Annotated in this window: 23 protein-coding genes; 12 read left to right on the top strand and 11 right to left on the bottom strand. The window is 54.4% G+C overall.

All coding sequences use genetic code 11. The features are described from left to right. The first annotated feature begins 200 nt into the window (after nucleotides 1-200). A complete protein-coding gene (locus tag HCH_RS03295) occupies nucleotides 201-1,568 on the top strand; it encodes a glutamine synthetase family protein (RefSeq protein ID WP_011394706.1) in 1,368 nt (455 codons plus the stop codon). Nucleotides 1,569-1,665: 97 nt separating this feature from the next. On the opposite strand, the gene HCH_RS03290 is transcribed toward HCH_RS03295, so the two are convergent. After that, nucleotides 1,666-2,358: a PEP-CTERM sorting domain-containing protein gene (locus tag HCH_RS03290; RefSeq protein WP_011394705.1), complete on the bottom strand. Its 693-nt coding sequence runs from the start codon at nucleotides 2,356-2,358 to the stop codon at nucleotides 1,666-1,668. Between the two features lie 393 nt (nucleotides 2,359-2,751). Here HCH_RS03290 and HCH_RS03285 point away from each other — a divergent pair, with 393 nt between their 5' ends. Both HCH_RS03285 and HCH_RS03280 read left to right on the top strand, forming a co-directional pair. After that, complete coding sequence (locus HCH_RS03285) at nucleotides 2,752-4,128, top strand: aldehyde dehydrogenase family protein (protein WP_011394704.1); 1,377 nt, start codon at nucleotides 2,752-2,754, stop codon at nucleotides 4,126-4,128. Nucleotides 4,129-4,413: 285 nt separating this feature from the next. Further along, nucleotides 4,414-5,052: an alanyl-tRNA editing protein gene (locus HCH_RS03280; RefSeq protein WP_011394703.1), complete on the top strand. Its 639-nt coding sequence runs from the start codon at nucleotides 4,414-4,416 to the stop codon at nucleotides 5,050-5,052. 33 nt (nucleotides 5,053-5,085) lie between these two features. On the opposite strand, the gene HCH_RS03275 is transcribed toward HCH_RS03280, so the two are convergent. Continuing rightward, the gene (locus HCH_RS03275; RefSeq protein ID WP_011394702.1) at nucleotides 5,086-5,835 is read right to left on the bottom strand and encodes a hypothetical protein; all 750 of its coding nucleotides are present in this window, start codon (nucleotides 5,833-5,835) and stop codon (nucleotides 5,086-5,088) included. Between the two features lie 183 nt (nucleotides 5,836-6,018). Here HCH_RS03275 and HCH_RS03270 point away from each other — a divergent pair, with 183 nt between their 5' ends. Beyond that, a complete protein-coding gene (locus HCH_RS03270) occupies nucleotides 6,019-6,414 on the top strand; it encodes a DUF6795 domain-containing protein (protein ID WP_158304922.1) in 396 nt (131 codons plus the stop codon). Nucleotides 6,415-6,424: 10 nt separating this feature from the next. On the opposite strand, the gene HCH_RS03265 is transcribed toward HCH_RS03270, so the two are convergent. Both HCH_RS03265 and HCH_RS03260 read right to left on the bottom strand, forming a co-directional pair. Continuing rightward, the gene (locus HCH_RS03265; protein ID WP_011394699.1) at nucleotides 6,425-7,402 is read right to left on the bottom strand and encodes a D-2-hydroxyacid dehydrogenase family protein; all 978 of its coding nucleotides are present in this window, start codon (nucleotides 7,400-7,402) and stop codon (nucleotides 6,425-6,427) included. A gap of 98 nt (nucleotides 7,403-7,500) precedes the next feature. Beyond that, a complete protein-coding gene (locus HCH_RS03260) occupies nucleotides 7,501-8,268 on the bottom strand; it encodes an SDR family NAD(P)-dependent oxidoreductase (protein ID WP_011394698.1) in 768 nt (255 codons plus the stop codon). A 251-nt stretch (nucleotides 8,269-8,519) separates the two neighbouring features. Here HCH_RS03260 and HCH_RS03255 point away from each other — a divergent pair, with 251 nt between their 5' ends. Then, the gene (locus HCH_RS03255; protein ID WP_148212460.1) at nucleotides 8,520-9,248 is read left to right on the top strand and encodes a substrate-binding periplasmic protein; all 729 of its coding nucleotides are present in this window, start codon (nucleotides 8,520-8,522) and stop codon (nucleotides 9,246-9,248) included. Between the two features lie 28 nt (nucleotides 9,249-9,276). Here HCH_RS03255 and HCH_RS03250 read toward each other — a convergent pair whose 3' ends face one another. The 4 genes from HCH_RS03250 to norR form a co-directional block, all read right to left on the bottom strand. After that, nucleotides 9,277-9,753 carry a hypothetical protein gene (locus tag HCH_RS03250; RefSeq protein WP_011394696.1) on the bottom strand — a complete coding sequence of 159 codons (477 nt, stop codon included), beginning with the start codon at nucleotides 9,751-9,753 and terminating at the stop codon, nucleotides 9,277-9,279. A gap of 46 nt (nucleotides 9,754-9,799) precedes the next feature. Continuing rightward, nucleotides 9,800-10,210 carry a hypothetical protein gene (locus HCH_RS03245; RefSeq protein WP_011394695.1) on the bottom strand — a complete coding sequence of 137 codons (411 nt, stop codon included), beginning with the start codon at nucleotides 10,208-10,210 and terminating at the stop codon, nucleotides 9,800-9,802. A gap of 17 nt (nucleotides 10,211-10,227) precedes the next feature. Next, nucleotides 10,228-10,731, bottom strand: a complete 504-nt coding sequence (locus tag HCH_RS03240; RefSeq protein ID WP_011394694.1) for a hypothetical protein — start codon at nucleotides 10,729-10,731, stop codon at nucleotides 10,228-10,230. Between the two features lie 556 nt (nucleotides 10,732-11,287). After that, nucleotides 11,288-12,817, bottom strand: a complete 1,530-nt coding sequence (gene norR / locus HCH_RS03235) for a nitric oxide reductase transcriptional regulator NorR (RefSeq protein WP_011394690.1) — start codon at nucleotides 12,815-12,817, stop codon at nucleotides 11,288-11,290. 155 nt (nucleotides 12,818-12,972) lie between these two features. On the opposite strand from norR, the gene ytfE reads away from it, so the two are divergent. The 5 genes from ytfE (at nucleotide 12,973) to HCH_RS03210 (ending at nucleotide 17,480) form a co-directional block, all read left to right on the top strand. Next, a complete protein-coding gene (gene ytfE, locus HCH_RS03230) occupies nucleotides 12,973-13,641 on the top strand; it encodes an iron-sulfur cluster repair protein YtfE (RefSeq protein WP_011394689.1) in 669 nt (222 codons plus the stop codon). After that, nucleotides 13,634-15,904, top strand: coding sequence for a nitric-oxide reductase large subunit (locus tag HCH_RS03225; protein ID WP_011394688.1), 2,271 nt, complete (start codon nucleotides 13,634-13,636; stop codon nucleotides 15,902-15,904). Before ytfE ends, HCH_RS03225 begins: the two co-directional genes overlap by 8 nt. Before the next feature lie 117 nt (nucleotides 15,905-16,021). Further along, a complete protein-coding gene (locus HCH_RS03220) occupies nucleotides 16,022-16,372 on the top strand; it encodes a winged helix-turn-helix transcriptional regulator (protein WP_011394687.1) in 351 nt (116 codons plus the stop codon). Further along, on the top strand, nucleotides 16,369-17,088 hold the full coding sequence (locus tag HCH_RS03215) for an alpha/beta fold hydrolase (protein ID WP_011394686.1): 720 nt from the start codon (nucleotides 16,369-16,371) through the stop codon (nucleotides 17,086-17,088). Before HCH_RS03220 ends, HCH_RS03215 begins: the two co-directional genes overlap by 4 nt. A 56-nt stretch (nucleotides 17,089-17,144) precedes the next feature. Continuing rightward, nucleotides 17,145-17,480, top strand: coding sequence for a hypothetical protein (locus tag HCH_RS03210; protein WP_011394685.1), 336 nt, complete (start codon nucleotides 17,145-17,147; stop codon nucleotides 17,478-17,480). A gap of 22 nt (nucleotides 17,481-17,502) precedes the next feature. Here the strand turns inward: HCH_RS03210 and HCH_RS03205 are convergent, their stop codons facing one another. Further along, nucleotides 17,503-18,351, bottom strand: coding sequence for a substrate-binding periplasmic protein (locus HCH_RS03205; RefSeq protein ID WP_011394684.1), 849 nt, complete (start codon nucleotides 18,349-18,351; stop codon nucleotides 17,503-17,505). A gap of 357 nt (nucleotides 18,352-18,708) precedes the next feature. Between HCH_RS03205 and HCH_RS03200 the strand changes: the two genes are divergently transcribed. Next, on the top strand, nucleotides 18,709-19,494 hold the full coding sequence (locus HCH_RS03200) for a substrate-binding periplasmic protein (RefSeq protein WP_011394683.1): 786 nt from the start codon (nucleotides 18,709-18,711) through the stop codon (nucleotides 19,492-19,494). 3 nt (nucleotides 19,495-19,497) lie between these two features. Here HCH_RS03200 and HCH_RS03195 read toward each other — a convergent pair whose 3' ends face one another. Then, nucleotides 19,498-20,910 (bottom strand): PLP-dependent aminotransferase family protein, encoded by a 1,413-nt coding sequence (locus tag HCH_RS03195; RefSeq protein WP_011394682.1) that lies wholly within the window; start codon nucleotides 20,908-20,910, stop codon nucleotides 19,498-19,500. Nucleotides 20,911-21,009: 99 nt separating this feature from the next. Between HCH_RS03195 and HCH_RS03190 the strand changes: the two genes are divergently transcribed. Continuing rightward, on the top strand, nucleotides 21,010-22,392 hold the full coding sequence (locus HCH_RS03190; protein ID WP_011394681.1) for a pyridoxal phosphate-dependent decarboxylase family protein: 1,383 nt from the start codon (nucleotides 21,010-21,012) through the stop codon (nucleotides 22,390-22,392). A gap of 25 nt (nucleotides 22,393-22,417) precedes the next feature. On the opposite strand, the gene HCH_RS03185 is transcribed toward HCH_RS03190, so the two are convergent. Then, nucleotides 22,418-23,167, bottom strand: coding sequence for a spermidine synthase (locus tag HCH_RS03185; protein ID WP_011394680.1), 750 nt, complete (start codon nucleotides 23,165-23,167; stop codon nucleotides 22,418-22,420). Nucleotides 23,168-23,474: the final 307 nt, after the last annotated feature.

Below are 23,474 nucleotides of genomic sequence, written 5' to 3'. Positions count from 1 at the left end.
ATATTAATTCAGATCGATAGGCGCCTTGTATCTGGTAAAGCGCTCACAGACCCAGCTTCCACTCCTAGACTTTAGTCCAACTGCTGTCTTAAACACGTCAGACCCAGGATAGTCAGACTTGCAATATCCCGTCAGGTTCCCTCAGAGCTGTTATATTTATTAATGCGCCCTCTTCATCCGCGAACTGCACAGGTGACGTTATGGACCCAAGGGAAGTGAAATCCGTCGAAGACGCACGCACGCTTATCGAAGATTCCATGTTCAAACACATTAAAGTCGGTGTGTTTGATATAGACGGCGTCATGCGCGGCAAATATATGTCGCGAGACAAGTTCCTGTCCGCTCTCCACAAAGGCTTTGGCTTCTGCGATGTCGTCCTGGGTTGGGATGTGAAGGATCAACTCTATGACAATGTCGCATACACTGGTTGGCATACTGGATATCCCGACGCCCAGGTTCGCATTATCCCCTCAAGTTGCCGCACTTTGCCTCTTGAAAGCGGCGGCGTATTTTTTCTGGCTGAATTTGCTGATAAAGCGGAGGCAGTTTGTCCGCGCAGCTTGCTCAAAAGAGTTGTAAGCAAAGCTAAAGACATGGGAGTAGAAGTCGATTGCGGCTTTGAGTATGAATTCTTTGTTTTTGAAGAAACGCCTCACAGTATCCGGGAGAAGTCGTTCCAAGGCCTCACCCCCATGGCGCCGTCGGAGTTTGGCTACTCCGTTATCCGCAACAGTGTGGAATCGGATACGTATTTGAGTCTGCTCCAGTTGGCGGACGATATGGATTTCCCACTTGAAGGCCTTCATGAGGAAACTGGTCCCGGAGTCCTGGAGGCGGCAATTGCCCATGATGAGGCAATAAATGCAGCCGATAAAGCCGCCTTATTTAAAACTTTCACTAAAGTTGCGCTGCAAAAACAAGGCAAGACGGCCACATTCATGGCTAAGTGGTCAAAAGACTATCCAGGACAAAGCGGTCACATACATTTATCGTTAAAAGACAGGGACGGGCTGAACCTCTTTTATGACGGAGAAAGAGAGGCCAATATGAGCGCAACAATGCGCCATTTCGTCGCAGGTCAACAAAAGCTTATGCCGGACCTAATGGCGATGATTGCGCCAACAATTAATTCTTACCGGCGGCTGATTCCAGGCTTCTGGGCGCCCACTGAAGCCAGTATAGGAATCGACAACAGAACCTGTGCTATCCGAGTTATTCCCGGAGACATACAGTCTCAACGCTTGGAATATCGAATTGGCGCCGCAGACGCCAACCCCTATGTCATTCTCGCGGCGGTCATCGCTTCAGGACTGTGGGGAATGGAAAACAAGCTTGAACCAGAATGCATGGTGGAAGGCAACGCCTATGACAAGACATTTCCCGAACACTTACAGTTTCCCTCGACTTTATGGGAGGCGGCGCAACGCCTGAAAAACTGTCAGATGGCCAGAGACTTCTTTGGTTCCCCTTTTGTCGAACACTTTGCAGCAACTCGCGAATGGGAAGAGCGGGAATATAGAAAACATATTTCAATGTGGGAGTTGGAACGCTACTTCGAAATAATCTGAATATCAGCGCCAAGTCAAGAAGGGAGTAACGATGCCTGGACCAGAGGAAAAGACTCTCCCTCCGATCCAGAATCATTAAGCTAGCGGTAGTTATATCTTATTTAACGCGCTTTCTAGCCACCAGGCCAACTAGACCCAGGCCCAACAGTGCGAAAGTAGTGGGCTCAGGCACAGAGTGAACGGAGATTTTCCACTCTTCCGTTTCACCTTGATAGTAGTGACCGGTTGGAGTCATCAGGTTCTGATAGTTGCCAGTGTAGGTTGGAGTCCACTGATCGCCCCAAGAACCACCATACATGTTGGTGATAGAGTGGGTGCAAGTAACGATAGCGCGCAACCAGAAGTCGCCCACGTCAGAGTTGGTCAGAGTATATTCGCTTGAGAAAAATGAGAAATCGGGGTTAGTCGGCGCTTGCCACATACCTTGAACATGCTCGAAGTCATCCAGCTTGTGCTCGCCGTATGCGATTTCGTCACTAGCGTCGAATACGCCATTTTGGTCCCAGTCAATCCAGGCCTTCATCAGGTCGGCGTAGTGAGTACCCACGTTTTGCTTGTGAACGTTGAATTTGAATTGAACGGTTTGACCGACGGTCAGGTCATTACGACCCCAGCTTGCGCCGCCGTCAGTAGTCCAGGAAACGCCGTAGGAATCGCCATTAGGCGCGTCAGCCAGTTCTTGCCACGCAGTTGTGTCGTGAGTAGCAGTGCCGTAAGAAGCTGGAATAGCGTACGCGCTGGCTGCACCCAGCATTAGTGGAAGGCTTGCTAGAAATGCGAGTTTCTTCATGATGTCCTCTGAACAAATGTCGGTTAAATTGTTTTAGCGTAAATACTAGTTTTTATAGTGAAGAGTCTTACCCTTATTGTCCCCGTTATATAGCAACCAGCATGCCAACTATTAGACCTTTGATTTATAAGGACAAAGCATTTTTGTCTTACACGGCATGTAAAAATAATGGACTATTCGACAGAACTAGTGCAGAGCTCATTGACACCCTAACGCATATTAAAATCGGAACCCCAACTCCCTCCCTTTCGTCCGCCTATGGGAGCTTCAATATCAAATAGGAAACGTTCCACAAGATTTGTAAAACCCCGCGACAACCCCCAGGAATTTGCAATAATTAAAGCTGAGCAGAGGGAAATTTATTGCGACGACAAGCATAGGGAAGCAACGATTATGAGAATCATTTCACCCATTGACGGATCATTAGTGGCGGAAAGGGAACCAGCCACGGACACTCAAATCAACACAGCGCTCGAACGCGCACTCACAGCCCAAAGAATCTGGCGCACCGTCTCCATCACAGAACGGGCGCGCTACTGCCGTCTCGCAGTCGCCACGCTGGCGGCGCAAACGCGTGAAATCGCTCCTGAGATCACCTTATTAATAGGCCGTCCAGTACGCGAGACGCCCCAAGAAATCAAAGACACTGAAACTTGTGTCGAGTATATGATTGATATCGCTGAAAGGTATCTTGAAGACATCATAACGCAACCCAAAACCGGCTTCCGCCGCTACATGAGGCGCGAGCCGCTAGGCGTAGCATTGTGTATCGCCCCCTGGAGCCATCCTTATCTCGCCGCAGCCAGTGCGATTATCCCCGCACTCATGGCTGGCAACTGCGTTATTCTCAAACATTCCACACAGACGCTATTGTGCGCGGAGCGGTTCTCTCACATTTTCTTTGAGGCCGGACTACCGGACGGTGTATTTCAACATTTACACGTCAAAGACGCCGATATGTTGCGTTTGATCAGTGATCACAGAGTCAGACATGTCTCCTTTACAGGCTCCAGTGCGACCGGCGTAGCTATAGAGCGCGCCGCCGCAGGGACTTTCAAGAAACTAACCCTTGAATTAGGCGGCAATAATCCTGCTTATGTTTTTCCAGATGCACCATTGCACATGAGCGCCGCTGGTATTGCCAAAGGCGCTTTATTAAATTGCGGGCAATCCAATCACGCAATCGAGCGCATATACGCTCATGAAGACATCTATGAGGACTTCTTAGACGCTTTGGTGGCTGAAGTTAAACACTACAAGTTAGCAAACCCCATGCAACCCACCACCACATTGGGGCCAATGGTGAGCGCACAAAAAGCCATGGCGGTCAGAACACAACTGGACGCTGCTATCGCCCAAGGGGCCACGCCTTGCATTGAGAGCGCTCACTTCTCGGACTCATGTCTGGGCTCCACCTACCTCGCGCCACAGATATTAACGAATGTCGATCACTCCATGACATTGATGGCAAGTGAAACATTCGGTCCAGTTATGGGCGTCATGAAAGTGAAGGATGATGCTGAAGCCGTCCACTTTATGAATGACAGCCTCTACGGACTGAGGGCCTCACTGTGGGCCCAGGATATCGCCCGCGCCCAGGCAATTGGGGAGCAACTACAGACCGGCGCGGTGCTGATGAACCCAGGTATTCATATTGATCCCGCCCTGGCTTGGGGAGGCGTTAAGCAATCTGGATGCGGCTCACTGTTATCGGAGCTCGCCTACACGCAACTCACCCAGGCCAAATCTTACTATTTGCGTATGGCTTAACCTGATACATAACATCCTTTCGTCTCAGGGATGATCAGATTATATTAACATGGCAATGATATTGGCATGTTAATAAGACCCTGCGATGGGATTGGGTAATTATCGAATGTAACGACACCCAGGAATCTGGTTACGCCGGTATCCCGCTACTACAGCTCTGGCGCAACATTCTTGGCCTGGTCAGGGACAGTGTTCAGGGGCCCCATTAAGCGCCCCTCTTGCAAACGCGCTTATGGTTGGCGAAGATTCCGCGTATCTGTTTAAAGGACTTTTTCAGGCTGAAGTATGACAAGAAAAATATTCTGGGAAGACCCCTATCTCACAACTCTCAGCACCTACGTCACCAGCGTCCAGGACGCCGTGATTACGGTCGAGGAAACTATCTTTTATGCGCTCTCCGGCGGTCAGGAAAGCGACCATGGAACCATTGGCGGATTCAGAGTGATCAGCGCGCGCAAGGAAGAGCAGGAAATTTTTTACGAGCTGCCGGAAGATCATGCGCTTCAGGTCGGCGATCCAGTGGAAATCACCATTGACTGGGAAAGACGATATCGCCTTATGCGGCTGCATTTTGCAGCGGAGCTGGTGCTCGAACTGTTCTATCGCAAGCTGGGCAGAGTCGATAAAGTCGGTGCGCATATCGCCGAGGAAAAGGCGCGTATCGATTTCTCCTGGCCCCAAAGCATTTCCCCACTGTTGCCGGATATTGACGCCGACGCGCAACGTCTCATCGACGAAAACCGCGACATCATCAGCGCTTTCAGTGACGAAGATGCGGAAAGACGCTATTGGCGGGTGGAGGGATTCGCGGAGGTTCCTTGCGGCGGCACGCACCTGACCCGCACAGGCGAAGTGGGACGCATCTCCATGAAACGTAAGAATGTCGGCAAGGACAAAGAACGTGTGGAGATTTACCTGGACTAAGCTCCGGGCCGCGCCCGGAGCCAGCGTTATCGGTTATTCGCAGTATTTGATCGTATTGGTCACGCTGTGCACTTTTACACTGGCTCCAGCGCGTATGACAAACTCGCTCAATCCTACTTCCGACTCGGGGTTACCCCAATCATAGGTGTAACCCAAGCGAGTCCAGGGGTAGCCGTTCTCGCCATATGAGGTTTTACGCAAGTTCTTGAACCACGCCTTGTGATCCTTGCTTACAGTGACAAAACGGTCCGACACAGGGAAGTCCAACTCTGCTTCATGATCGCTGATTTCCGGATCTGGAGAGGGGCGGAACAGATCTGACGGACTCACCCACATTTCCACGAACTTGGTTTTATTATCCCCAGGCGGCAAACCCAGTAATTGCTCCAGGCGCAAAATGGTCTGCTCTGGAAACTTATAGCGAGCGCGACAGAAGCTTTTCACTTCAGGAACCACCGTCACCCAAACTTCTCTGGACAGAGTCTGCGTCTGGCCCACTGAGTTGTCGTAACCGTCCCAGGATGTCCAGGTGGTCACCAACACTTTCTGTCGATCTCCACTCCATTCCAGAGCTGGATTCAACGTCGTAATCGCCGTCAGATTTTTTGAAATTTCATTCGGCTCCACAATTTCAGCATCTCTGACCGCATTGGCGTACGCCTGATCCAGGTTTTTCTGCAAAGGCGGCTTGACGCTCTGCTGGGCGCAGGCGCTCAACGCCAGCGCCATCCCCACTGCGAGAATCTTTTTGATATCCCTATATCCGTTTCTCCTGAAGCTCATTCTTCACTCTCCGTTCTGACCAGAATCTGTTGATGCGCAAGTCTCCCAAAAGCCTTTTCGCCAACAGGGAGACAAGCATGAAATATATATTAAAATTAACCTCTTACATAATACTTACAGGGAAACATGCTATCATTCTCTACGCTAGCCATGATGTCTGCGCAGGACATGGGAGTCTTGGATATGATCGGCAAAGTATGCCTGTTTTCAGAAGTTTACGGCGTGATTACCTACGCCGGCGAACCTGTATCAGGCGCCACTGTGACCCGCTGGGTCGAATGGCGTCAAAAATCTTCCGACAGCGTACGCACCGCCCAGGATGGGAGCTTCCGTCTGCCCGCTCTATATAAAGCTTCTCTGCTGGCGACGCTGTTGCCGATCCCGTTCCGGGCGGCGCAAACCATTTACGTCGATGTAAACGGTACTGAACACCTGATCTGGAGCACAATCAAAATCGGCCCCGCCCCCAATGACGAGCTAGCGGGACGCCCTTTGCGCTTCACCTGCGAGCTGACGCGGGAACGAAGATATGTGCATCTGGGCGCGGCCAGCATTGAAAGTAACTGCGAGTGGCGCTGATCGCTACAGATCAGCTCATCTCCCGAACCGGCGCGCCATCCAGGTAAGCTTGAATCGCCTCGACGATCTGAGTGTAGTAAGTGCGATAGTTATTCTCTGTGACATAGCCCTGATGAGGAATCGCCAGCACATTCGGCAGCGTGCGCAGAACATGTCCTTCCGGCAGAGGCTCCTGTTCAAATACATCCAATCCCGCCCCGGCGATGCGCTTCTGCTGCAGCGCTTCCACCAGCGCCGTCTGGTCGACGATTTGAGCGCGGGAAGTATTAATCAACAACGCAGACTTTTTCATCCGCGACAACGCCTCCGCATCAATCAGCCCCCAGCTGCGCTCTCCTAACACCAGATGTATGGAGACGATATCGCTGCACTCCAGCAGAGCGTCCTTCGATTCCGCAAGCGTCACGCCCATTGAGCGGGTCAAATCCTCAGTGAGATTGGCGCTCCAGGCGATGATATTCATGCCAAACGCCTGACCAATCGTCGCCACTTTCTGTCCGATATGACCAAATCCCAGCAGCCCAAGCGTTTTACCTGCGAGGTCAACGCCTACTGTATTTTGCCAAGGCCCATTAGCTTTAAATGCAGCATCCTCTATCGCAGTGTGGCGCGCCAACCCCAGTATCAAGGCCCAGGTAAGCTCGGTCGGCGGCGCTTTAGAGGCCTGGGTGCCACACACTGTCACGCCGTTGGCCTTTGCTGCGGCAAGATCTATAGCGGCGTTACGAGGCCCGGAGGTCACCAGGAGCTTCAACCTCGGCAAGCGATTTAACAAAGAAGCGCCAAAGGGCGTTCTTTCACGCATGATGACAATAATATCGAATTCCGCCAGTTGCGCGGCGACCTCATCTTCATTGCCAAGATGGCGATTGAACACCTGTAGATCTATGCGCGTTTCCAGCGCACTCCAATCCGCATAGGTCTTAGCCACATTCTGATAGTCGTCCAATACCGCACAGCGCAGTCTCCTGTTCACTATCTCATCCATTACAGTGCTACTCCTGTATATCGTATTAAGAGATATGGCGCGGCAGTATAGCAGGGCTCTCGCTTACCACGCAGCGAGCGAGCCCTGTATAAGGCGAGCTAATTGCGTCCCGCCATGACGCCGCCGTCCACGTCCCAGATCGCGCCGGTCACCCAGCCAGCCTGATCCGACAACAGAAACATCGCGGCGCTCGCTACATCCCCGACTTCACCAATACGCCCAATGGGATGAAATGCGTTTAGCGTCGCCAGTGTCTCGTCGACCTCTTGCGGAGCGATAAAGGCCTCATAGATTGGCGTTCTCACCACCGCAGGCGCGATGGCGTTGACGCGCACGCCATACTCCGCCAGTTCCATCGCCATATGTTGAGTTAGCGCATGCAATCCCGCTTTGGCCATAGAGTAGGCTGAAGACGGCGTCGCTTTGACCGCCTGTTTCGCCCACATAGAGCCGATATTAAGTACAGCGCCCCCGCCATGATCGCGCATGTTTGCAGCAACGGCCTGGGAGATAAAGAACAAGGCTTTATTCAAACCCAGATATGCGTCGTAATCCGCCGGCGTATGCTCAAGAAACGGTTTGGGACTGAAGTAGCCCGCGGCGTTCACCAGATAGCGAACAGGTTCATCGAAAGCGTTCAGTTGTTTTATCAGCTGCGTCACTTGCTCCTGTTCATAGAGGTCCACATTCAATGTCTCGACCTCTACATTTCCGCGTAACGCTTCGCCGGCTTGTTGCAGTTTTTCCTGACGCTTGCCGACCAGCATGATGTTCACGCCAGCCGCCCCCATCCGCCGCGCAATTTCCAATCCCATCCCGCTGGAGCCACCGACGATTAAAGCCCATGAACCTTGTACCAATTGCATTTGCATCACCTCTCTGAAGTCATTCGAAACAGGCGCTCAGAGTAGGCTTGCTGGATGCATCAAAAAAGTAAGCACAAATTGGTCAGGTAGGCACATACTGGTATAGATTGTTGATTTCATGAAGGAAAAAATATTATTGCGCGCTGACTTCGTCTAGAGACGCATAAATGTCGCCTTCTGACCTTCGCATTGGGCCCGGCTTGTTCTATTATTCCGCCGGATATCCCGGGCATTATCTGATTGGAAGCAAGATGCTCAAACAACTCGCAATTCTTATTCTCACAAGCTTAATAAACCACGCCTCATATGCGGAGAACGTCGATCGCATTATCTGGGTTACGCCAGAGTGGGAAGGCAGCGTGGAAAAAGACGGCAAAGGACTCTACAACGAAATCATTTTCGCCGCATTCAGGCATGTGAATATCGAGGTAAACCAGATTATCGTGCCCTGGAAGCGGGCCGAGCTGATGGTGAAAGACGGACACGCCGATATGTATGGCGGGCTTGATCCCACTGAAGAGTACCCGCAGGCGCGCTACCCTGTTTCCGTTATCACCGAAGCTGTCACCTTTTTGCCGGATCATTTCGGAGAGTGGAAAGGACTGGAATCGCTAGCGGGGAAAAACGGCGTGTGGATTCGAGGTTATACGGACTATATCGACGATAAGGTGAAGCAGTATCTCCAGGGAGAAGATCTGAACTCCAGAGAAAGCGCGCTCTCCAAAGTCTATCTGAAACGGGCGGATTACTACTTCGACAACCTGCGTCAGACCAACATTACTTTCAGCAATATTCTGGTAGATAAAACCCAGTTTCGCACTGAGCCGGTGACCCGGGTCTTCTTGTACATGACCTTCGCCAATAACGAGCGTGGCGAATATCTACGGGAGAAGTATAACGAAGGCGTCGCTTACCTCATTGAAACCCATCAGCTCCTGCCGCTTTACGAAAAATATGGCAGAGAGTATCCCATTGAGTAACGCCTCTTAATGGGCTATCGATCCGCTTTCACTGCTCACGCCAAAGGTGGTCCGAGGAGAAACCGTAAAGATATATCGCCTGCGCCACGGCCAGTGTGAACAGTGGATCAATCACCAGTGTCCAGTCCAGCGCGGGCGGCTCATTAAATTGATACACGCCAAACCCGAACGGCAGGATAAAGGCATATGAGACAAACCAGACGACATATACTGGCAGCGCAGCCTTCCACAACTTCTGCATGCCGATGCGTTTGGAAAAAGCATACCCAAATAACCCAGCCAACATGACGCACTGTATGAGCCAATCAAAGTAATCCAGCGCGCCAGCGTTAAAATCTAAATCCACATAGTCTGCACCAATGAAAGACATAATCAGAAATGGCGCCACGATCAGATTCAACAGCACACAGATCACAAAGAATATTTTCCAGATGACGTTTGGCTCTTTAACCGACATCGCGACATCCGAAACCTGACTTTTGGGCGGCGCGTACAAGTCACTCATATTTATCTCCTAACTATTCTGATCTCGCTTCACGACGTGAAAGAGGTCATGCATTACCCATCCACAAAGGCTGCGACTTAAATCCATAATTATAAATACACCGGGAACTTACAACGGTGACGCCCAGCGGGAATATCATGGTCCAGTTTACGTATGCTCGCATGCCCAGCAGCGGGAAATCATAGCCAAACGGCAAGACAAACTGATACAGCAGCGACCAGACAGGGTAAACCCATAACAGGCATTTCCAGAGCCCGGCCCGCCCTACTCTTTTGTTAAAGGCGTAGCCATAAATCGCCGCCAGATTGATGTAGAAAAACGCAAAATCCACATAGTCATGCCAGGCAAACAGCGCCTGCGTAATAATCATCGCAAACACGACGGCAATCAGCGCGTACAGCAAGAAATAAAGTTTCCACCCCAGACGCCACGCGGCCAGTGTCTTAGTAAATTTCATTCAGGCGCCACAATAAGCTACTTGCCAGCACCTTTGACAGCGATGGGCTTAATCACTTCCGGTTTACTAGCGGCCTCATCGATCCCCTGCTTGACGAGCCGGTTGATCGACTCACTGTTAAAGTGATGGTACATCACCTTGTATTCCGGGTTGTCGTCATTCCTGAACAAAATCAGCGTCTCCACGCCCTCCCCGTTTGTATAGGTCGTCTTGTAAGTGAGTGTCACAAACATGCCGGACAACCCATTTGTCTGCACTTTGTCCTGCGCGCGCCATGTATCAAGGGAGTAACTACGCAAGTCGCCATTGGCCTTTTGCACCAGCCGACGAATGCTCTCCCACTCTTCAGGGTCCACGGAGTCCATAAAGTGCGACGAGTAAAAGCGATCCGCTCCGGGGCCGCCTTCCTTGATTCTGTCGTCAAAAAAGGTCGCGGCGGCAGCCTTGGCGTCATCAACGCCTTCCACAAAACCGCAACTGGCCAGTGACAGTAATAATACAATCCCCAAAACGCGCAGCATCTCTATCTCTCATTCCTGATTTTCAACGTTGGCTCGCATTATTGCCGGATTTGGGTCGAAGAAGAACCTTTTTGGCGGCGCGCCGCTGATCAAGCCAATGGCAAATAGATATCGATGATCGCTTCATGTTCAGGAACGTCCGGGTACATGGTCACGCGTTGGAGAAAACAAGGCGTGTCGCGCAATGTTCCAGCGCCGCGACCGGAATGGCCTCCTGCTCCACGATATTGACTGAATAGTTCTGGTTATCCGTCTGCATAATGTCCGCCCTCGCTTTGAAAAGAAATTCATCATGATCTCGCCAAGGCTCCCACCGCGGATCTCGCCGAAATTGGGAAGGCGTTTGTCCGCATGTTTTTTTGAAGGCTGGTCAATGTATGCCAGCACACGCCGTAGCCGGTTTTGATATGTGCTTACAGTCGTCTCATTCGCCATATTCGCCTCAACAGAGAGCAGTGTGGCGGCGCGTGCGCAGATTCGCCTGATTGATCTTGCTGACTATTTTTTAACGCTGGCGGCCAGAGTTTAACGTGCATGAACGCCGCCAGCATCTGGTTCATTTCAGCCCCAACTTCTTGGCCATTTTGTGCAGATTGCTCGAATCCACCTCCAGCTCACGGGCGGCGGCGGCCCAGGAACCATCGTGACGATTCACCGCCTCACGGATGGCTTCGCGTTGACAGTCCTCCACTGTGGCGCGCAGCGAGCGAACGTGGGTGACTTTTGCAAGAGTCAACGGCGGGCTCTCACTGGGAGCCGTCGCTTCTTCGCCATAATCCAGGTCCAGCAACGCCGCATCCAGCGTCACGATATCGTTTCGGCTGGCGCCGCGGCTGATGGCTTTGAGCGCTGCGCGACTGATGACATGCTCCAGCTCCCGCACATTGCCTGGCCAGGAGTAAGCGCACAAGGCCTGCTCCGCCGCTCGCGACAGCCGCAGACTGCGCACGCCCAGACGTGAGCGATTAAGCTCCAGAAAATGACCCGCCAGCACCAGCACATCGGCGTCGCGCTCACGCAGCGGCGGAATCCAGACAGGGTAGACGGACAGACGGTGATACAGATCCGCTCGAAAGTCGCCGGAGCGAACGCTCTCTTTCAATTGTCGATTGGTGGCTGCGATGACCCGCACATCCACTTGTCTCGGTTTGTCTTCGCCCAAACGCTGTATCTCACCGTTCTGCAACGTTCGTAATAATTTCGCCTGCACGCTCAGGGGCAGCTCCCCCACTTCATCCAGGAAAATCACGCCGCCATGCGCCGCTTCAAAGCGCCCTGCGCGATCCGCCGACGCGCCGGAGAATGCCCCCTTGCTGTGGCCGAACAACTCGCTTTCCACCAGGGATTCCGGCAATGCGGCGCAGTTCACATGAATCAACGGACGCTCTCTGCGCGGCGAACGACCATGCAGGCGTCGGGCGAACAACTCTTTTCCCACCCCGGTCTCGCCCATCAGCAGCACCGGCAACTCGGAGTCCGCCACCACATCCAGTTCCCGCAGCAGGTTTCGAATGCAATCGCTGGAGCCAATGATCTCGCTTTCATCCTGGGTCACGCCGCGCCGGTCTCCATCCTGCCGCATGAGCGCCAGATTTCTCCGCTCCTGTTCTAACCGGGTCACTCTTACTGAGGCTTCGATGATCAACGTGAACCGCGCCAGATCCTGCTGCGCCTGCGCATCAAAAGTCCCTTCCTGCAGGGCGTCCAGGGTCACCGCCCCCCACAGGAGGCCATCCACATACAGGCTCACACCCATGCAATCATGCACAGGCAAAGGTTCGCCGACGCAGCTCTCCAACAGACCGTCATAGGGATCGGGCAAGCCTGAGTCGCTCGCAAAGCACACCGGTCGCCGGCTGGCCAATATGGCTGCAAGACGGGGGTGCTGGGCGATGATAAAGCGGCGTCCCAGGGTTTCCTGCACCAGCCCTTCCGCCGCCAACGGCCGCAGGCTGTCGCCGTCAGCCCGCAACAGCGCCACTGCGCCGCACCGAAAATATTCTCGCATGGCGTTCATCAAACGCTGGTAACGCACGGCGTGGGGCAGTTCCGTCACCAGATCCGCCAACAGGCTGGCCTCAATCATGGTACTAATCACCTTAAAAGGGTTTTTATAACCCTATTAGATTCGGGTATAAAACACCACAGTTAATTTTAAATACTTAAAAATCATAATGTTAATAAATGGCACAAAGGTTGCCAAACCTGTTGCGAGTTAAACACTATTGAAGGAAACCCGCCATGACCTTACTTGATCGTCCCGTCGGCTGGATCGCTCGCAACCTCCCCGGCTCCACTCGCCTGTTTCGTGAATACCAACTGGATTTTTGTTGCGGAGGCGCGAAGAAGCTGCGGGACGCCCTGACTGAGAAGGAGCTGGAGCCAGACGTTGTGCTGGAACGACTCAACGCCCTACAGGAGGAGCCGGATGATAACTGGAGCAACGCCGGTCGCCCTGAGCTGATTGACCATATTCTCACCCGCTACCACGCCCGCCATCGCGAGCAACTTCCGGAACTGATACACCTCGCCCGCCGTGTGGAGCATGTCCATGGGGAGCGAGACGAGTGTCCGAACGGACTGGCTCAGCATCTGACGGAAATGTTTCAAGAGCTGGAAAGCCACATGATGAAAGAGGAGAACATTCTATTTCCCATACTATTGGCCGGGATGAGCGGCATGCAGGCGCAAGGCCCTATTTCCGTCATGCGCATGGAGCATGATCACCATGGCGAAGCGTTGGCGCAATTAGAGGCGTTAACCAACAACATCACCCCTCCCAAAGGCGCCTGCAATACCTGGCGCGCGCTTTACGCCGGCCTCGCCCAATTGCGAGACGATTTAATGCAGCATATCCATCTGGAGAACAACATTCTGTTCACCGACGTTGTGGAGGACGCCCATGGCTGAATACCGCAAACTCTGGTGGCTGCTCATCGCCGTATTGGGCGTCACTTTCTGCTTGCTCGGCTTCTTTGGCCGCGAGGTTTATCGGCAGGCGCCGCCGATTCCAGAGCGTTACGTCAACGCTACAGGCGAGACCATTTTTACCCAGGAAAATATTCTTGATGGACAAACCGCCTGGCAATCCGTGGGCGGCATGCAATTGGGCTCAATTTGGGGACATGGCGCCTATCAGGCGCCGGATTGGACCGCAGACTGGCTGCATCGCGAACTGGAGCGTTGGTTGCAACTCGCCGCGCAGGACGTGTACGGGGCATCCTATGCCGAGCTGGATGACGAGCAACAGAGCATCCTGCGCCATCGCCTGAAAAGCGAATACCGCCGCAACACCTACGACGCGGAGAGCCGCTCCGCATCAGTCAGCAACCGCCGCGCGCAAGCGATAACGGATACCGCGAAATACTACAGCCGCCTGTTCAGCGATGCGCCAGACTTGCGGGGAACCCGTGAAAGCTATGCGATGAAAGAAAATACTCTGCCCGACGCCCAGCGCCGAGAAGACCTGACCGCTTTCTTCTTCTGGACCGCCTGGGCCGCCGCCACGCAAAGGCCTGACAGCGAGGTCACCTACACCAATAACTGGCCTCACGAGCCCTTGATAGACAACCGCCCTACCGCGGAAAACATCATGTGGTCCATTGTCAGCGTCGCGCTGCTGATCGCCGGCGTCGGCTTGTTGATCTGGGGATGGGCGTTCCTGCATAAACACAATGAGGCGGAGCCTGCGGCGCCGCAGTCAGATCCATTGAGTCGCTTCGCGCTGACGCCCTCGCAACTGGCGCTGGGCAAATACCTGTTCCTGATCGTCGCGTTATTCGCCTTCCAGGTGTTGCTGGGCGGCTTTACCGCCCATTACACCGTTGAAGGTCACCACTTTTACGGTCTTGATGTTTCACAGTGGTTTCCCTACTCCCTGGTGCGCACCTGGCATATTCAGAGCGCGCTGTTCTGGATCGCCACCGGCTTTCTCGCCGCGGGGTTGTTTCTGGCGCCGATTATTAACGGCGGCAAAGATCCCAAATATCAAAAGCTGGGCGTCGACATTCTGTTTTGGGCGTTGGTGGCGGTCGTCGTCGGCTCCTTTGTCGGCAACTGGCTGGCGATCGCACAAATCCTGCCTCCAGAACTGAATTTCTGGCTCGGCCATCAAGGGTATGAATATGTGGATCTGGGAAGGCTCTGGCAGATCGGAAAATTCCTCGGCGTCGCGTTCTGGCTCGTATTGATGCTGCGTGGAATCGTCAATGGGTTGCGACGCCCTGGCGACAAAAACCTGTTAGCGTTGTTGACCGCGTCAGTGATCGCTATTGGGCTGTTTTACGGTTCCGCCTTCTTCTACGGCGAACGCACGCATCTTTCCATCATGGAATACTGGCGCTGGTGGGTGGTGCACTTGTGGGTGGAAGGGTTCTTCGAAGTGTTCGCCACAACGGCGCTGGCGTTTATTTTCTCCACCATGGGACTGGTGTCCCGCTCCATGGCGACCACCGCCAGTCTGGCTTCGGCCTCGCTGTTTATGCTCGGGGGCGTTCCCGGAACGTTTCACCATCTTTACTTCTCTGGGACCACTACGCCGGTGATGGCGGTAGGCGCCACCTTCAGCGCGCTGGAAGTGGTTCCTCTGATCGTGCTGGGCTACGAAGCCTGGGAGAACTGGCGCCTGAAAGCGCGCGCGCCATGGATGGAAAACCTGAAATGGCCGCTGCTGTGCTTCGTCGCCGTGGCGTTCTGGAATATGCTTGGCGCGGGAGTTTTCGGTTTCCTGATCAATCCGCCCATCTCGCTGTATTACATCCAGGGGTTGAACACCACGCCAGTGCATGCCCATTCGGCGCTGTTTGGCGTCTACGGATTCCTGGCCATTGGTTTCACTTTACTGGTGTTGCGCTATATCCGCCCGCAAATGGTCTTCAGCGACCGCTTGATGAAAACCGGCTTCTGGTGGCTGAACGCCGGTCTGGCGTTGATGGTGGTCGCCAGTCTGGCGCCGATAGGGCTGCTGCAATTCCACGCCAGCGCCAGTCAGGGGCTTTGGTACGCGCGCAGCGAAATTTTCATGCAGCAGGACATCATGGAAACCCTGCGCTGGGCGCGCACCTTCGGCGACGTCATTTTTATCATCGGCGCTTTCGCCGTTGGCTTACAGGTTGTACGCGGCCTGTTCGGCGAATCGGGGGAAACGCTGCAGCCTGAGGCTGTCGCTGACTAATGAGCCTTACATAACGCCCGGCCCGGAATTCCTGTTCAGGTTTCCGGGTCTTTTTGTTTATTATCTGGATTCATTGCAACCCTGACGCATCCGTCGCCCGTAATTGGTTCCGAGTCTATGTCCGAAGATACCGTCCCCCTGAAAACGCCCCCTTTGCAAAGCGCCCGTATGGTGGAAACCATTTATGGCTGTAAATGGTCGCTGACTGTGTTCAGCCTGCTGGCGAATGGCGTTAACCGACCTGGCGAAATGGTGCGTCGGGTGGATGGACTGACCACCAAAGTGCTTAACGACTGCCTGCGCAAAAACCAAAGCTTCGGCATTATCAAACGCATCGCTTATCCGGAAATTCCCCCGCGTGTGGAATATGAAATCACCCCTTTCGGGCGTAAATTCATCCGAATACTGGACGACCTGGAAAAGCTGCAAGAGGAAATCGTCGCCGCCACCAAGGATTCCCCCCAATGATGAGATCTCAGCCTAAATTGGTGATGTTGCCGGGGATGGACGGGACCGGTGAATTATTCGGTCCGTTTTTGGAGTGCCTGCCTAACGTGCAAGCCCAGGTTATTCCGCTGCCGCAAACCGGCCCCCAGGATTACGATTCGTTGGCCTCACATGTCCGCGAACAACTTCCTGATGATGAATTTTATCTGTTGGCGGAATCCTTTTCCGGCCCCATCGGCGCCATACTGGCGGCGGATGCGACGCCCGGTCTGCGTGGCGTGATTTTCGTCGCCACCTTTCTGTCCATCCCAAGCCCCTTGGCGGTGTGCATTGGACGCAGATTGCCGCTGCACAGGATGATGCGACTGCCTTTTTCCAGCTGGACGCAGCGACGCCTGCTGCTCGGCTCCGACGTTGGAGACGATTTTCTGCAGCGCTTCAACGCCGCCGTGCGCACCGTACCGCCGAACACCCTCAAGGCCCGCTTGAAGTCCCTGCAACAGCTGCACTGGCGCCATGAGCCAGCCCCCATCCCCTCTATCTACTTACAGGCCAGTGACGACTATCTGGTGTCGCCGGGAAAAGTGCAGGAAATACAACAGTACTTCCCTAACAACCGTCTGATGCGCATTAAAGGCCCTCATTTTCTGCTTCAGGCCAACCCCGCCGCCTGCGCCCGCACCCTGCTCGACACCTTCGCCATCTGGGAAAGCCGTCAGCGCGCAGCCCTGCCCTGACGCTCGCAATCACAAAGGCGTATACTCGAACAAAGTCGATGGGAAAGGAGCCGGAGATGAAAAAGCTTCTTACAGCAGCCACATTCGTAGTACTAGGCGCAACGCCCTGGCTTGGCGGTTGCGACGACGCTCAGTTCCGCCTCGGCGTGAACTCAGGCTGCAATGATCCCGCGCCGCTGAGCGGAGATATCGCCGGGGTAGAAAATGGCGCCACCGTCCTCCTGAAATCAGGCCATAGCGCGCTGACGGAAGCGAACCGCATGTCAGAACAGTTTTCCATCGAAGTCGCGGCGATTGACGTGGATGGCGGCAGCTTTTTTATTTACACATCCAGCTCCACCCTGGGCTCGCTGCGCTGTGAAGGGGTCGTCGCCAGCATCAGGATTTCCTGACCCGTTCAGCCCTACTGCAGAGTCACCCAGGCCAGGCAGTGGCGTTTTCCAACGTCCTTTCCACCTCTAGCAAGGCGTCCGCCGGCGGCTCCACAAAGTAACGGCGCATCAGCGCCTTATCCCGTCCCGCCGCTTTCAAACGATCAAAGCTTTTTTGTAACGCCTGTTTGATAGCGTCAGACGTTTTCGGGCTGACCACCGCCCACAACCGCCCTGACAACTCGTCAATTCTGAACAGCTTTTCAAAATTAGATGGGTTGAGATTCGCCTCTTTCAGGCGAATGGGGAAACTGACTTCGACCTGCATCATTAAATCTGTGAAGCCCCGGTATGCCCGCATGATGTTCTGGGAGTTATGCACCACTGTCTCCACCATTGTATTGTCCGGCGGAAAGCCGATTCCCTTGCGCTTCAGCAGTTCCTCGAAATTACTGCCGCTTTGCACGCTGATGCTGTAACCCTTGCCTATGATGTCCTCCCAGCCTTTTGCTTGAACATCTTCCCGGGAGCTGAGTTTGTACAGGTACACATCATAGGGCGCCACCCATCCCAGCCAGTGAAACTTGGTTTCCCGCTCAGGGGTGCGCGACAGAGAAAAGAAGACGACGTTCGGCTGGCTCTCCGCTAACAGCATGGCCCGCTTCCAGGGGGCGAACATAATGCTGCTCTCAATGTCGTTTTCTTTGCCGACGTCCGCCATCACTTCCTTCATAAAGTCGATGACGAAGCCGGTATACTCGCCATGACCAGTCATCACCTGCAATGGAGGAAACTCCTGCGTCACCAGCAATATTTTTTCTTTCGCCGTCGCGCCGCCAATCATGGCGATTAAAACAAGGGTAAATAGTAAATTTTCCGTTAGGCGCCTCATCAGGATTCCTTAGATAGAAATTGAGCCGCACGGGGCGACGCTTTAATGAGTATAGCCTCCGTCGTGGTTAGCCACTGCGTTCCTTGCCTGCGTTTGCGAACTGCGGCAATTCGCATACACTTATTAATCAGGTAGACAAATAGCTGCCTTCTATTTGTCTGCAACGACAGAGCCTGCACATGTCAGGCTCTGTCTCCCGCGGCTAGCCGCCGCGCAGGCGCATTCATGCGTCTGATTATTAACATGCCAAGATCATTGCCACGTTAATAATCTATTAGCGGATTGTCATGATGACATAACGGGAGAGACCCAAAGTCTGTCGCAGGATATGTTTTTCACTTGTACGGCCGTCTAACCATGAATACCTTTCTCTGGCGCTTCTTGTTTCTCGGGTGGGCTTTGAGCCTGTTGGGCTCGGCTCACGCCGCCGACGCCAAACGCGTCGTTCGTCTTACCAATGGCGAATGGCCGCCCTATGTCTCCCAGGACCTCAAGTACGATGGCGTCGTGTCGCTGATTGTCAAAGAAGCCTTCGCCAGCGAAGGCTACGAAGTGAAATTCACCTTCATGCCCTGGAAACGCGCCCTGCAAAGCGCTCAGGACGGCGAGTGGGACGGCTCCATCCTGTGGGCCTACCGCGAAGAGCGCACCCAGTATTTCATCTACAGCGACCCCATCTCCAGCACCCAATACGTGTTTTTTCATCTGCGTAACACCGATTTTGACTGGAAGGACTTCAGCGACCTGAAAAAGTACCGCTTCGGACTAACGCTGGGGTACAACTACAACGAAAGGTTCATGGAGATGGTCCGCAATGAGGAGCTCCCCCACGACTACGCCAGCGACATCGTCAGCAGCTTCAAAATGATGTTCAAACACCGGGTGGATGTGGTGCCGGAAGACGTTGAAGTGGGTTACTTCATTTTATCCAGCGAGTTCGCCCCCGGGGTCGACCGCATGGTCACCAGCCATTTGAAGCCGTTGTCCGAGGAGAAACACTATCTCCTTATGTCCCGCCGCATTCCTGACGCCAATGAACTGATAGAGGCCTTCAATCGCGGCTTGAAGAAAATGCGCGCCAGCGGACGCCTGGAGTCTTTGTTTGAAAAGTCCCGCATGGGCGACTTCATCCAGAAAAAATAGCCGCTAAAGCGTTTCCTCCCGACAGATTTCCCCCAGCCGGCTCACCGCCGCCAGCGCGCTGTCGTCAAACGGCCAGCCCGCATTTAATCTGATGCAGTGACGATAGCGTTCTGTAATGGAAAAAACCGTCCCCGGGGAGATACTCAGGCCTTCCTGCGCCGCCCTTTGAAACACCCGCCAGCCGTCGCACTGCGGCGGCAGAGTCACCCATAGCACATAACCGCCTTCCGGCTCCGTAACGGTTGAGCCATCAGGGAAAAACTGCAATACGGCCCGGCTCATGGCGTCCACCTGCTGCGCCAGGCTCAAGCGTAACTTGCGCAAGTGACTGCGATACTCGCCGCAATGAATGAAGTCCGCCAAGGCGGCTTGCAAAGGCAGGTTGATACTGATCGTGAGCGCCCGGCGATGCTGCAACGCCGCCTGTCGCCACTTACCTGGCGCGCACCAACCCAGGCGATACGCCGGCGTCAGCGTTTTCGATACTGAGCCGCACCAGAACACCCATCCCTCTTCATCCCAGGCTTTAATCGGCAACGGCCGCTGGCGGCCATAACCACACTCGCCGAAGATATCATCTTCAATCACAGGGCACTGGTACGCCGCCGCCCAGGCGGCGATATCCTTTTTCTCCTGCGCCGACAAAGTAAACCCTAGCGGATTATGGTTATTGGCGCTCAACAGACAGGCTTTCACATCCGGCTCCGCCATCGCTTCACGCAAACGATCCGGATAAATCCCCCGGTAGTGCAATGGTATCTCCAACACCTTGCGCCCAAGGCTCTCTATCACCTGCAATAGCCCGCTGAAGCAGGGAGTCAGCACCGCCACTGTTTCTCCGGGTTGCGTACACAGCTGCAACCCCAAACTCACCGCATCCATGCCACCGTTGCAGATCATCAGATCATCCGGCGAGAACGCCATGCCGTCCTCTTTGAAATGCCGCGCCAGCGCCTCCCGCAAACCAGCATCGCCTTGCGCGGGACCATAATGGAACAGACGCTCGCCCAAGCGCCGGGATGCGCGGACCAGGCTGCGCTGCAGCATGTCGGAAGGAACCAGCGAAGGCGCTAACAGGGAAACGCCGAAAGGAGCGAAATTCCGACGGCTGGAGACAGCCTGCACTTCTTCGATCGCCCCAATGTTGGCGACTCGCGCGGCGCGCCCGGTGAAAACCGGCAACTCCGGCCCCGCAGGGGGCTTTTCTTTATGCCTCACGTAAAAACCGGATTGCGGCCGCGCCTGGACGAACCCGTCGGCCTCCAACTGGCGATAGCATTGCAGCGCCGTCGTCAGGCTGACTTCATGCTGGCGACTGAAATGCCGCACCGAGGGCAGTCGCTCACCCGGTTGCAGGCGTCCACTGAGGATATCCTGCATCAGGCTTTCCGCGAGGGTCTGGTATAGCGCAGGCAAATTGTACTCTTTTTAAGATAGATAATTGTTACTGTTATGCTTTCACTCCTGCTCCGATAATGCAATTCCGATTCAGTAACCTCATTAAGGAGCACCGCCATGTCGCAGCTACACGACGACTTTCACGACCTGGACAGACTGACCACTGACGTCCGCCAATGGTGTCTGGACTTCATCCGCTCCGCCAACGATCGCCCAGCCGCCATGATCTCCGACACAACCCCCCCCGCATTAGCAGCGCCTGAGCTTGGAGAGGGCGCGGAAGCCGCCGTCGCGCGCTTCATCAGAGAGATAAGCCCCCATCTCGCCGCCGCCATTGGTCCCAGGTATTGGGGTTTCGTTACTGGCGGAGTGACTCCGGCGGCGCTGCTGGGCGACTGGATTGCGGCTGCGGTGGACCAGAATCTGTCTACCCCCGGAGACTCCATCGCGTCTGCGCTTGAAGTTCAAACCATTGAGTGGCTGCTCGCCCTTTGCGATCTGCCGGACAGTTTCTCCGGTTGTCTGACTACCGGCGCCACGGCATCCAATTTATTGGGCATTCTCTGTGGCCGCCAGTTCGCAGGACAAAGACAAGGCGTGGATATCGCCGCTGACGGTTTATCCGGTGTGGAGGTGGAAGTGTTCTCCGCCACGCCTCACGCCAGCGCCCTGAAAGGCATGGCGATCGCCGGATTGGGACGCAAGCGTCTGGTTCAGGTAGCGCGTCTCGCTGACAGTGAAGCTATGGATGTGGACGCCTTGCGTAATGCCCTGGAGAACAGCGACAGCGCAGGGAAAATCGTACTCGCCAGCGCAGGAACGGTGACAGGTACGGATTTCGATGACCTCGAAGCCATTGCTGAACTATGCGAACAACATGACGCCTGGCTGCACGTAGACGGCGCTTTCGGTTTATTTTCACGCTTATTGGAGGACCGTCGCGATTGGACCAAAGGGCTGGAGCGCGCGGACTCCATCACCTCCGATGCGCATAAATGGCTGAATACGCCTTATGACTGCGGCATTTTCTTCTGCCGCCACATGCCACTATTACAGTCCTGCCTGGAAGTCCCCGCCCCTTATCTGGCGGTAGACAGCGTCACGCCATCGTTCATGAATCTGGGTATCGAGAACTCGCGACGTTTTCGCGCCCTGCCCTTGTGGATCAGCCTGTTGGCTTACGGCAAGGCAGGTATCCGCCAGATAGTGCAAGACAATTGTTCGCAAGCGGAACGCTTGGCCCAGTGGCTGGAGCAGTCGCCTGACTACGAATTACTCAAGTCGGCCAAACTCAATGTGGTGGTGTTTCGTCCTCAAGGAATAGATGACGCAGAGGTCGCCCCTTTTCTGCAGCGACTCAACGCCACCGGAGAGGTCTTCATGACGCCGGGACAATGGCGGGGACGCAGCGCCATTCGGGCGGCCTTCAGTAACTGGCGCACCACACAGGACGATGTCGACCATGTCTGCGCCCTACTGGAAAGTTGCGCACGGCGGTAATCGGAGCCTAGAGCGCCAACAGCATCTAGGCCTGATACCGAGTCATGCGTTTAACGAAAGGGGCCAGGGAAAAGCCCAGCTGCGGCGAAAACCTCTTCGCCGCCGCAGTCAGTTGCTTCTCCGCAAACGTAACGGCGGGCTTGCCCGCCAGGATAATCCAGTTGCCTTCCTGAGTGGCGCACAGGTATACGCTGCGAAAACGTCGCCCCAACTCCGCCAGCATGACTTTCTCCAGGCGATGGTCCACCCAGCAGTTCATCACCAGCCAGCCGTCGTCGCTCAAAAGGCGCTCGCTCTGTTCAAGGAAAGTCGGCTGCAGCAGGCGGCCGTCCAGTCCGTCCCCTGTGAATACGTCGCATAGAAGCAAATCGGCTGAATGCGCCGCCACCGTCTCCAAATAGGCGGCGAAGTCAGCAATCGTAATCTGCACCCGCTCGTCCCGCGGCAACTGGAAAAAGCGCTGCGCCACTCGCACCACTTCCGCCCGCAGCTCCACCGCCTGCAACTGCAGGTTCGGAACCCGATGATACAGACAGTTGATCAGACTGCCGCCGCCCAAACCCAACATGACCGCGCGGCGCGGCTCATGCAGCAACAGACACAACAGCATGGCGCGGGTATAGCCGTGCGCCAGCAAAGAGGGGTTGTCTTTCAACAGACAGCTTTGCTCATCGTTGGAGCCAAACCCCAGGTAGCGCTTCTGGCCGTCGTCAAACACCTGGATGCACCCAAACTCGTCGTAGGTGCGGAATATTTCTCTACCGGGAATCGCCATAAAAAGCAGGCCTGGGCGTCATTCTTAAGCTTAAAAAATCGCGCAAAGTGTAAATGGCGCCGGGGACAAAAAACAGTAGTTAGCGAGCTGCGCACTTCCGCTTTGCGGGGAACCAAGGTTAAGCGTTATCCCCAAATAACCGCTTTCGCCCCGTTTTGATACGCACAGCATGGCCGGCGCCCCACATCAATACGTAGATATACAAAAAGTACATATAGGTATACGGCATTTCGATTGACCAAGTTAGCGCCTCTCTCCACACTCGTTGTCCAATGACTGGCATGATGCGTAATTAACAATAACTTAA

The organism is Hahella chejuensis KCTC 2396 (assembly GCF_000012985.1).
GTDB classification, from domain to species: domain Bacteria; phylum Pseudomonadota; class Gammaproteobacteria; order Pseudomonadales; family Oleiphilaceae; genus Hahella; species Hahella chejuensis.
This window is presented reverse-complemented; position numbering and strand designations above follow the sequence as displayed.

Coding starts and splice junctions, on each gene's coding strand:
- HCH_RS03295 (WP_011394706.1), top strand. CDS start 201: ATGGACCCAAGGGAAGTGAAATCCGTCGAAGACGCACGCACGCTTATC.
- HCH_RS03290 (WP_011394705.1), bottom strand. CDS start 2,358: ATGAAGAAACTCGCATTTCTAGCAAGCCTTCCACTAATGCTGGGTGCA.
- HCH_RS03285 (WP_011394704.1), top strand. CDS start 2,752: ATGAGAATCATTTCACCCATTGACGGATCATTAGTGGCGGAAAGGGAA.
- HCH_RS03280 (WP_011394703.1), top strand. CDS start 4,414: ATGACAAGAAAAATATTCTGGGAAGACCCCTATCTCACAACTCTCAGC.
- HCH_RS03275 (WP_011394702.1), bottom strand. CDS start 5,835: ATGAGCTTCAGGAGAAACGGATATAGGGATATCAAAAAGATTCTCGCA.
- HCH_RS03270 (WP_158304922.1), top strand. CDS start 6,019: ATGATCGGCAAAGTATGCCTGTTTTCAGAAGTTTACGGCGTGATTACC.
- HCH_RS03265 (WP_011394699.1), bottom strand. CDS start 7,402: ATGGATGAGATAGTGAACAGGAGACTGCGCTGTGCGGTATTGGACGAC.
- HCH_RS03260 (WP_011394698.1), bottom strand. CDS start 8,268: ATGCAATTGGTACAAGGTTCATGGGCTTTAATCGTCGGTGGCTCCAGC.
- HCH_RS03255 (WP_148212460.1), top strand. CDS start 8,520: ATGCTCAAACAACTCGCAATTCTTATTCTCACAAGCTTAATAAACCAC.
- HCH_RS03250 (WP_011394696.1), bottom strand. CDS start 9,753: ATGAGTGACTTGTACGCGCCGCCCAAAAGTCAGGTTTCGGATGTCGCG.
- HCH_RS03245 (WP_011394695.1), bottom strand. CDS start 10,210: ATGAAATTTACTAAGACACTGGCCGCGTGGCGTCTGGGGTGGAAACTT.
- HCH_RS03240 (WP_011394694.1), bottom strand. CDS start 10,731: ATGCTGCGCGTTTTGGGGATTGTATTATTACTGTCACTGGCCAGTTGC.
- norR (WP_011394690.1), bottom strand. CDS start 12,817: ATGATTGAGGCCAGCCTGTTGGCGGATCTGGTGACGGAACTGCCCCAC.
- ytfE (WP_011394689.1), top strand. CDS start 12,973: ATGACCTTACTTGATCGTCCCGTCGGCTGGATCGCTCGCAACCTCCCC.
- HCH_RS03225 (WP_011394688.1), top strand. CDS start 13,634: ATGGCTGAATACCGCAAACTCTGGTGGCTGCTCATCGCCGTATTGGGC.
- HCH_RS03220 (WP_011394687.1), top strand. CDS start 16,022: ATGTCCGAAGATACCGTCCCCCTGAAAACGCCCCCTTTGCAAAGCGCC.
- HCH_RS03215 (WP_011394686.1), top strand. CDS start 16,369: ATGATGAGATCTCAGCCTAAATTGGTGATGTTGCCGGGGATGGACGGG.
- HCH_RS03210 (WP_011394685.1), top strand. CDS start 17,145: ATGAAAAAGCTTCTTACAGCAGCCACATTCGTAGTACTAGGCGCAACG.
- HCH_RS03205 (WP_011394684.1), bottom strand. CDS start 18,351: ATGAGGCGCCTAACGGAAAATTTACTATTTACCCTTGTTTTAATCGCC.
- HCH_RS03200 (WP_011394683.1), top strand. CDS start 18,709: ATGAATACCTTTCTCTGGCGCTTCTTGTTTCTCGGGTGGGCTTTGAGC.
- HCH_RS03190 (WP_011394681.1), top strand. CDS start 21,010: ATGTCGCAGCTACACGACGACTTTCACGACCTGGACAGACTGACCACT.
- HCH_RS03185 (WP_011394680.1), bottom strand. CDS start 23,167: ATGGCGATTCCCGGTAGAGAAATATTCCGCACCTACGACGAGTTTGGG.